This window comes from Pseudomonas antarctica, from assembly GCF_900624995.1.
Lineage (GTDB): Bacteria > Pseudomonadota > Gammaproteobacteria > Pseudomonadales > Pseudomonadaceae > Aquipseudomonas > Aquipseudomonas antarctica.
The window spans coordinates 1-9178 of the sequence record NZ_UYXQ01000139.1 but is presented as its reverse complement, the minus strand read 5'-3'; the positions used below and the strand labels follow the sequence as shown (position 1 = coordinate 9178).

General features: G+C 55.2%; 7 protein-coding genes and 1 pseudogene. 6 read left to right on the top strand and 2 right to left on the bottom strand.

Annotation, left to right across the window (positions count from 1 at the left end):
- Window positions 1–45 precede the first annotated feature (45 nt).
- The 6 genes and pseudogenes from pepN to E0F99_RS26770 all read left to right on the top strand — a co-directional run bounded on the left by pepN (window position 46) and on the right by E0F99_RS26770 (window position 6744).
- A complete protein-coding gene (gene pepN / locus E0F99_RS26795) occupies window positions 46–2703 on the top strand; it encodes an aminopeptidase N (RefSeq protein WP_083358697.1) in 2658 nt (885 codons plus the stop codon).
- 205 nt (window positions 2704–2908) lie between these two features.
- The gene (halA, locus tag E0F99_RS26790; RefSeq protein ID WP_083358696.1) at window positions 2909–3979 is read left to right on the top strand and encodes an anti-phage Hailong system effector protein HalA; all 1071 of its coding nucleotides are present in this window, start codon (window positions 2909–2911) and stop codon (window positions 3977–3979) included.
- Between the two features lie 8 nt (window positions 3980–3987).
- Window positions 3988–4668, top strand: coding sequence for an anti-phage Hailong system nucleotidyltransferase HalB (gene halB, locus E0F99_RS26785; RefSeq protein WP_130909025.1), 681 nt, complete (start codon window positions 3988–3990; stop codon window positions 4666–4668).
- Window positions 4669–4828: 160 nt separating this feature from the next.
- A pseudogene (locus E0F99_RS26780) lies at window positions 4829–4966 on the top strand (nuclear transport factor 2 family protein); the annotation flags it as partial.
- Between the two features lie 15 nt (window positions 4967–4981).
- The gene (gene zapE / locus E0F99_RS26775; RefSeq protein ID WP_083358694.1) at window positions 4982–6088 is read left to right on the top strand and encodes a cell division protein ZapE; all 1107 of its coding nucleotides are present in this window, start codon (window positions 4982–4984) and stop codon (window positions 6086–6088) included.
- A 164-nt stretch (window positions 6089–6252) separates the two neighbouring features.
- Window positions 6253–6744, top strand: a complete 492-nt coding sequence (locus E0F99_RS26770) for a GNAT family N-acetyltransferase (RefSeq protein WP_083358693.1) — start codon at window positions 6253–6255, stop codon at window positions 6742–6744.
- A gap of 114 nt (window positions 6745–6858) precedes the next feature.
- Here E0F99_RS26770 and E0F99_RS26765 read toward each other — a convergent pair whose 3' ends face one another.
- Both E0F99_RS26765 and E0F99_RS26760 read right to left on the bottom strand, forming a co-directional pair.
- Window positions 6859–7080 carry a hypothetical protein gene (locus E0F99_RS26765; RefSeq protein WP_083358692.1) on the bottom strand — a complete coding sequence of 74 codons (222 nt, stop codon included), beginning with the start codon at window positions 7078–7080 and terminating at the stop codon, window positions 6859–6861.
- A gap of 141 nt (window positions 7081–7221) precedes the next feature.
- The coding region (locus E0F99_RS26760; protein WP_130909024.1) for a TonB-dependent siderophore receptor at window positions 7222–9178 on the bottom strand (1957 nt) is incomplete at its 5' end.

Below are 9178 nucleotides of genomic sequence, written 5' to 3'. Positions count from 1 at the left end.
ACACGGCCTACCAGCCCGCCGTGCATCAGTAGAAGGATGCCCCCCATGCGTACCGAACAACCGAAGATGATTTACCTGAAGGACTATCAGGCGCCGGACTACCTGATCGAAGAGACGCACCTGACCTTCGAGTTGTTCGAGGACCACAGCCTGGTCCACGCGCAGTTGGTGATGCGCCGCAACCCCGAGCGCGGCGCCGGCTTGCCGCCGCTGGTGCTCGATGGCCAGCAGTTGGAGCTGTTGAGCGTCACCCTGGGCGACCGCGAGCTGAGCGCAGCGGACTACCAGTTGACCGACAGCCACCTGACCCTGCACCCGACCAGCGACACTTTCACGGTCGACACCAGCGTGCGCATCCACCCGCAAACCAACACCGCCCTGGAAGGCCTGTACAAATCCAGCGGCATGTTCTGCACCCAGTGCGAGGCTGAAGGCTTCCGTAAAATCACCTATTACCTCGACCGCCCGGACGTGATGAGCACCTTCACCACTACCGTGATCGCCGAGCAACACCGCTACCCCGTGTTGCTGTCCAACGGCAACCCGATCGCCAGCGGCCCGGGTGAAGACGGCCGCCACTGGGCGACTTGGGAAGACCCGTTCAAGAAACCGGCCTACCTGTTCGCGCTGGTGGCCGGTGATTTGTGGTGCGTTGAAGACACCTTCACCACCCTGACCCAGCGCGAAGTGGCGTTGCGCATTTATGTCGAGCCGGAAAATATCGACAAATGCCAGCACGCCATGAACAGCCTGAAAAAATCCATGCGCTGGGACGAGGAGACCTACGGCCGCGAGTATGACCTCGACATTTTCATGATCGTGGCGGTCAACGATTTCAACATGGGTGCCATGGAGAACAAGGGCCTCAATATCTTCAACTCCAGCGCCGTGCTGGCCCGTGCCGAAACCGCCACCGACGCCGCGCACCAGCGGGTCGAGGCGATCGTTGCCCACGAATATTTCCACAACTGGTCGGGCAACCGCGTGACCTGCCGCGACTGGTTCCAGCTGTCGTTGAAGGAAGGCTTCACCGTGTTCCGCGACTCGGGCTTCTCGGCCGACATGAACTCGGCCACGGTCAAGCGCATTCAGGACGTGGCGTACCTGCGTACCCACCAGTTTGCCGAAGACGCCGGCCCCATGGCGCACGCCGTGCGCCCGGACAGCTTTATCGAAATCTCCAACTTCTACACCCTGACCGTGTACGAGAAGGGCTCGGAAGTGGTCGGCATGATCCACACCTTGCTCGGCGCCGATGGCTTCCGCAAAGGCAGCGACCTGTACTTCGAGCGTCATGACGGCCAGGCCGTGACCTGTGATGATTTCATCAAGGCCATGGAAGACGCGAATGGCGCCGACCTGAGCCAGTTCAAACGCTGGTACAGCCAGGCCGGTACGCCACGCCTGGCGGTAAGCGAGTCCTACGACGCCGCTGCCAAGACCTACAGCCTGACCTTCCGCCAGAGCTGCCCGCAAACCCCGGACAAGGTTGAAAAGCTGCCGTTTGTGATTCCGGTTGAACTGGGTCTGCTGGACGCGAAGGGCGCCGGTATCGCCCTGCGTCTGGCCGGTGAAGCAACTGCCGGCGGTACGTCTCGGGTGATTTCGGTGACCGAAGCCGAGCAGACCTTTACCTTCGTTGATATCGCCGAACAGCCGTTGCCGTCCTTGCTGCGTGGTTTCTCGGCGCCGGTGAAGCTGAGCTTCCCGTACAACCGCGATCAACTGATGTTCCTGATGCAACACGACAGCGACGGCTTCAACCGCTGGGATGCCGGCCAACAACTCTCGGTGCAGGTGTTGCAGGAGTTGATTGGTCAGCATCAGGCGGGTCAATCGTTGAAGCTGGATCAGCGCTTGATCGACGCGCTGCGCACGGTGTTGAGCGATGAACGTCTGGACCAGGCGATGGTCGCTGAAATGCTTTCGCTGCCGAGCGAAGCTTACTTGAGCGAGATCAGCGAAGTGGCAGATGTGGATGCGATCCACGCTGCCCGTGAGTTTGCCCGTCAGCAATTGGCCGACAACCTCTACGAACCGCTGTGGCTGCGCTACCAAGCCAATCGCGAGCTGTCCAAGCAGACGCCGTACGTGGCGGCGGCCGAGCACTTTGCACGCCGCGCCTTGCAGAACATCGCCCTGTCGTACCTGCTGCTCAGTGGTAAGCCTGAAGTGCTGGCGGCGACGCTGGATCAGTTCGACACCAGCGACAACATGACTGAGCGCCTGACCGCGATGGCGGTGTTGGTGAATTCGCCGTTCGAGGCCGAGAAGGCCGAGGCGCTGGCGGTGTTTGCCGAGAACTTCAAGGACAACCCGTTGGTCATGGACCAGTGGTTCAGCGTCCAGGCCGGCAGCACCTTGCCGGGCGGGCTGGCACGGGTCAAGGCGTTGATGGAGCACCCGGCGTTCAACATCAAGAACCCGAACAAGGTGCGCGCACTGGTTGGCGCGTTTGCCGGGCAGAACCTGATCAACTTCCACGCTGGGGATGGCTCGGGCTACCGTTTCCTCGCGGACCTGGTGATCGAGCTGAACGGGTTCAACCCGCAGATTGCCTCGCGCCAGTTGGCGCCGTTGACTCGCTGGCGCAAATACGACACTGCGCGCCAGGCCTTGATGAAGGCGGAGTTGGAGCGCATTCGTGCGTCTGGCGAGCTGTCGAGTGATGTGTTCGAGGTGGTCAGCAAGAGCCTTGCATAAAACGAGGTATTGAAAAAAACGGCCTGCGCAGGCCGTTTTTTTCGTCCCAGATAATCGGTGGGCTAGGAGGAGTTGATATTTTGCTGCTGGCACGGCTAACTATTAGGCAAGGAAAAGCGAGCGGGGCAAATTTTGGTGAGCGAGAAGATCTATCACCGCCTTCCAGACACACTCTCTCGGAATCAATGTATGATCCCGGGCGCGAATGGCTTACGCCCCGACTATTTATAGCTTGCATACGGAATGTGATTTTATGAGTAAAAGGATATACGCATGGTGGGATTGTTTGTACACCCAAAAAAATATCCAGCTAAATCCTGGTAATTGGGATTTTACGAATAATAAGGGGCCGACGAAGTTTAAATTTGATGCTGTCACACTCGAGGCGCATCAAAAAAAAATCGGACAAGAGAAGAGAATTTCCTTTTGGGGAATAAATTTTGATACGTGTGATTTTTCTGGAAAGTTTGAACATGGCCAAATAAAGTTTTCAAAATGCAGTTTTACTAAGTGTGATCTGGGGAACGGATCCGTATGGAGTAAGGCTAAGTTCAATGATTGCAAGTTTGTAAGCTGTTCTTTTACTTTGGCGGAGTTCAAGGATTGCTTCTTTCACGAATGCACGTGGGAGAATACGACTTTCAATGGCGGAACCCAGCTAGTTAATACATTGGTTTCTGACGCTTGTGGGCTTGTGAACTCTGGATATACAAATTTAGATGGTGCTGTTCTTGATAAAGAAGGTGTGACCGCAGAGTACCAGGTTTGGCGCCTTGATCAATCTAAAGCGAAATTGTCCAGAATGTTAATGCAGGGTGGTGAGCATCACGGTGATGATAATGCTTATTATACTGGGGTGAAATCCTATCTCACTCAAGCAGTAAAGGCCGGACGTAGCAAGGCGCGATTTAATTCAGTCAATGGACCAAAAAAGAAGTTTAATAAAGTCGTAGGGTGGGTATTGTCTTTTGAGTTAATGATACTTAGTTTGTCAGGCTGGCTTAATGGTTGGGGGCAGAGTATTGCAAAGCCAGCTATCTTTGGTCTTGCCATGACGCTTATCTTTGCGATGGGTTATGCGTGGGAGCAAAGCAGTATTGCGCTCGGGTTGGTCAAAGCTTTTGATATTACTTTTCTAATAGGTTATACAAAGCACTCAACGCTAGAGTCTTGCATGGGGAAACAATTACTTTATGCAGGAAACGCTTTTCTGGGATTGTGGTGGTACGCGATCATGGTACCGGTTTTAGTAAATCGTATAAGTCGGGTAATGTAATGGCTATAATGTCTATGGCTTTGTATGGTAGTCGAGCTCGTAATGATCATACGCTAAGCTCCGATACTGATTTATTTGCCATAACTAATGATGATCGATACCGAATGGTCTTTCATGGGGCAACGAATGTTGCCTGTTATCCATTTGATTTAGCTATGAGTAGAGCTGAAGGTGGTGATCTTTTTTTTCTTCATATTGTGCGTGAAGCGGTAGTTATATATGATCCGGATTCGAGTTTCGATAGAGTGCGGTCGGCCTTCAAGTTGCGGCCAAACTACAATATAGATATCTCAAGAGCTTCAGACCTAGGGTTTGCTCTGCTTTTAAATATCGAAAATTTTAAAAATTATTTTTATATAAATAAGAGGTTGGTTTGGTGTCTTCGCACAATATTGATTGCTTTGAGTGCGGAGCGCGGAACCCCAGTTTTTTCCACGAAAGAACTTGTCTCTATGTTTGATGATGAAGATATTGAACTGCTCTTGTCTGCTAAGAGAGAGCCAGGGTATGTGCCTGATGTTTATAAAATCTTTAAGCAAAAAATCGCGCTGTATGGAAAAACTAATTTTGCAGAGATTCCTAACGATTTTTTTGGGCAGTTGAGGTATTTTACGGAACAAGGAAATTCTATGGCGAAAAAAACTATCTATAGCATAATTAAAAATTTGGATGGGAATGACTATACTTGACTTTGGTTTGTGTTGTGTTGGGTAATGCGTATTTTAGAATGTTTTGGGTTGCTTTATATCTGGGGGGTATTTTTCGTGGGAAGCGGTTTTCGTTGTGTCGAGTTAAAGCGTGTTCATTATTTTCGTTTTTTAGATAGTTGTACGAAGCTGCTGTCCCTGCAACGTGCAGCTGCGTACCGGTAAGGTGTTGGTCAGCAATGTGGTGTCCGGCAATTTCCCCGGCAGCCCGCTGGAGCTGCGCTACACGTTTCGCCTGAACGAACAGGGCAAGATTTCACGCCTGGATATCTCCCTGTAAGCCATACTGGCACGCATGACTTTCGACTCGCCTCTCGCCGCTTACCAACACGCCATCGCCCAGCAAGGTTTCGTCCCCGACGATGCCCAGCGCCGGGCGGTGCAAGCCTTGCAACACTGCCATGAGGCCCTGCACCAAGGCCGCTCACCCATCACCGGTGTTTACCTGTGGGGGCCGGTGGGGCGGGGTAAAACCTGGTTGATGGACCAGTTCTATCAAAGCCTACGGGTGCCTGCGCGGCGTCAGCATTTCCATCACTTCATGGGCTGGGTGCATCAGCGCTCGTTTCAGCTCAGCGGTATCCAGGACCCACTGCAGGCCTTGGCCCGGGAGCTCGCTCGGGAAGTGCGTGTGCTGTGTTTCGACGAGCTGTTCGTGAATGATATCGGTGACGCGATCATCCTTGGCCGCTTGTTCCAGGTGATGTTCGAGGAAGGCGTGGTGATGGTCTGCACCTCGAATCAGCCACCCGACCAGCTCTACGCTGGAGGCTTCAACCGCGAGCGCTTCCTGCCGGGCATCGCGGCGATCCAAAAGCACATGCAGGTGGTGGCGGTAGATGGCGTTGAAGACCACCGTTTGCACCCCGGCGCCGGTGTGCAGCGCTATTGGGTGAAGCAGCCGGATGCACTCGCTACAGTGTTCAAGCAGTTGAGTGAAGGGCAGTCGGTGAACCATGGCCCGGTCACTGTTGGCTTTCGCGCGATTGTGGCAGTAAAGGCCAGCGACACGGTGTTGTGGTGTCGCTACTGTGACCTGTGCGAGCAGCCGCTGGCCGCCATGGACTTCATGCTGCTGTGCGACCGCTTCAATGCCATCTTGCTGGGTGAAGTGCCTGATTTGAGCGCACAAAAACGCCCCGCGCGCATCGCTCGAGGTACCGAAGATGCTGCTCTGCGGGTGGTGGCCGGTGATCGCGAGTTGCCGGAACTGTCGGTGCACGATGACAGTGTGCGGCGCTTCATCGCCCTGGTGGACGAGTGCTACGACCGCAAAGTGCCGTTGTTTATCGAAGCTCAAGTACCGCTGCAAAACCTCTACACCGAGGGCTATCTGGAGTTTGCATTCCGCCGCACCCTCAGCCGTTTGCAGGCGATGCAACTGCAGCGTTTCGGCGTGTAGGACACATCTCTGAACCCGCCTGATGGCAGCCGTTGATGCAGTAAACCTTCGTGCTTTCAGTCGGGTATTTGTCGTTAATCTCCTTCATCTACTGCCGACTACGCGCTTACAATCGGTCCTCGCAAAGGGAGCCGGTTCCCTTGTGGTCGTTATTGAGGAAGGAAATGGACACCCCAGACATCCTGGTGCTGCAAGCCAGCTACACCAACCCCGTGCATGCCGAGGCGCTCGGCCTGGTGCTCAACCATTACGCCGAAGACCCGATGGGCGGCGGTCATACGTTGCCTGCCGACCTGTTGCAGCAACTGCCCGCCGAACTGGCCAAGCGCCCCCACGCTTTCAGTGTACTGGCGTTTGTCGGCGGCGAGCCTGCGGGGTTGGTCAATTGCTTTGAAGGGTTTTCGACGTTCGCCTGCCGCCCGTTGGTCAACGTTCACGATGTGGTGGTGGTGAATCGGTTTCGTGGCCTGGGGTTGAGTCAGAAGATGTTGCAGAAGGTCGAGGAGATCGCTCGTCAGCGTGGTTGCTGCAAGATCACCCTGGAGGTGCTTGAGGGCAATGACGTGGCTCAGGCAGCGTATCGAAAGTTCGGTTTTGATGATTCGATCTTTGATCCGGCCCACGGGCGTATGCTGTTCTGGAGCAAGCCACTTTAATCGCCGTACTTAATAAAGTCAGCGCAAAAAAAAGGCGCCATTAAATGGCGCCAAGTTAACCTTTGCCAACGGAGCGGAATGGCACAGGGGACGGCGGATTAACTAACTATTAAATCAGCTGTTCGGTTGTTGCTCTGCGCTGGAGGGTTCAGCCGTTACGGACTTTACGTTCTTGCCGTCGGCAATTGCTGTTGGGTCAGTGGTGCCGTGGGTCTTTTGCTGCATGAACGTGAAGTCGTTGTAGAACTGCTTTGAGCGCTCTGAACCGCCTTCTGCAAAGGCGGCAACGGAGGTCAGGGTCATCAGGCTGGCAAGCATCAAGGTCGAGAGTTTCATGGCAATGTTCCCATTAAAAGTGATAGGTGACTGATCGCTCCGTGATCCGATTCGTAGGGCGACTATGGCGCTATCTTATTAAGTGGGAATTAACGTGGAAGTGCCCCGAAGTTAACGTTTCTGTTAACTTCGGGTTTGGCGTTATAGCTTCCAATCCAAGGCGAGCGTGATGGAGCGTGGGTCGCCCCAATACACACCATTATAAAAACCGACGCGCTCGTAATATTTTTTATCGAATAGATTATTGACGTTGACCGAGGCCGACACATGTTCGTCGAACTGATAGCGCGACATCAGGTTGACTACGGTGTAGGCCTGTTGGGTGATCTTCGTGCGCGTGGTGATCAGGCTGCCTTCAGCATTCCGCGTGCCCGTCGGACGGTTGCTGAACTCATAGATGTCGCTCTGCCAATTCACGGCGCCGCCCACGGTCAGGTTGTGCCATTCACCCGGCAGTCGGTAGGCGCTGGAGAGCTTCAGCAGGTTAAGCGGCTGCTCGGTGTTGTTGCGCTTGCCCGAGCCTTTCAACGCGTGGGTGTAGGTGTAGCCCGCAGTCACATTCCAATCGGGCATGATTTCACCGGCGGCCTCCAGTTCGAAGCCCTTTACCTTGTTACCCTTGCCACCGGATTTGTAGTACTCCTCGCCCGTGATCGGGTTTGGCCGTACTGAGTCGTCCAGCTCTGCCACGTTGTCCTGGGTGCTCCAGAAGTACGCTGCTGCCAGGTTCAAACGCTCGTCCAACACGCTGCCCTTGAGGCCGACTTCATAGTTGCTGCCCACCACAGGTTCCAGGTATTGCTTGCTGGCATCCCGCTTGGCCTGTGGCTTGAAGATATCGGTGTAACTCGCATAGACGGTGTATTGCGGCGTTATGTCGTAAAGCAGCCCAGCGTAGGGCGTCCACATATCGTTGTGGGTCTGGCGGGTGTTGTTGGTCTTGGTCAGTTGGTTGTTGGCATCATAGGCGGGTTCTGCGTTTTCCAGCTCCCAGCTGCCGTAACGGCTGCCGAGCACGGCGTGCAAACGTTCTGTCAGGCTCAGGCGCGTCGCCAGGTAGCCGGCTTTCTGCTGTTTTTTGCTGTGCTCACCCTTGAGCCCCGTGACGGTGTCGGGGAATTTGCCGATCCCGCCCATGTGTTTCCAGTCTGCAATGGTGCCGTACCCTGCAGGTGTATCGCCTCGGCGCATGAACGGTGAAACATCCCGTTGCGCGGCTTCGCCATACCCCATCATCAATTCGTGTTCACGGCCCAGCAGGCTGTAACTGCCGGCAAGATTGAGGTCGACTGCCTCCATTCTGGAGGTGCCGAGCATATGGCTGGACCACGCATACATACCGCTGCGATCCGCATTCGGGAAACCTGCGCCGCCGTAGTACACCTTGCCGTCGGTGTCGCTTTGCCGATGGGTATAGGCCGCCTTCAAGTGCCAGTCGCCCGCGAGCCGATGGTCCAGCGTCGCGAAGGTGGTCTTGTCCGTCAGCGGCCAGGAGCTCCAATCGGTCGCCATGTTGGTGGAGCGCGATAGCCCTGCCTTGCCGCCCTGGCTGTTCCAGTAGGGCACGGTGCCCCAGGAAGTGCCTTGCACGTGCTTGTCCTGATAATCAAAGCCTATAGCCAGCACGGTATCGTCGGAAAGATCGCCTTCCAGAATGCCGTAGCCGACAGACCGCTGTAGCCCATAGTTGTCACGAAATGACTGGCTGTCGCGGTAGGCCAACACGGTGCGCCCGCGCAGCCGGCCGTCAAATGCCAGGGGGCCGCCCACATCCACGTAGCTGTAGTAGTTGTCATGGCTGCCACCGCTCACGCCGGTTTTTGCCTGCCATTGAGCGGTGGGGCGTTTGCGGACCATATTGACGGTGGCCGAGGGGTCGCCCGCACCGGTGGTTAAGCCCGTTGCGCCGCGTACCACTTCGATGTGGTCGTAGATGATGGTGTCTGAGTCCGACTTCATATAGCCGAAGGTATTGAGCATCCCGTCAATCTGGTAATTGGTGATGGCGTACCCACGGGACGAATAATAGACGCGGTCGGAGTCGTAGTGCTGGACGTTGACGCCGGTGGTCTGGCGTAACACCTCGGTCAGGGTAGTG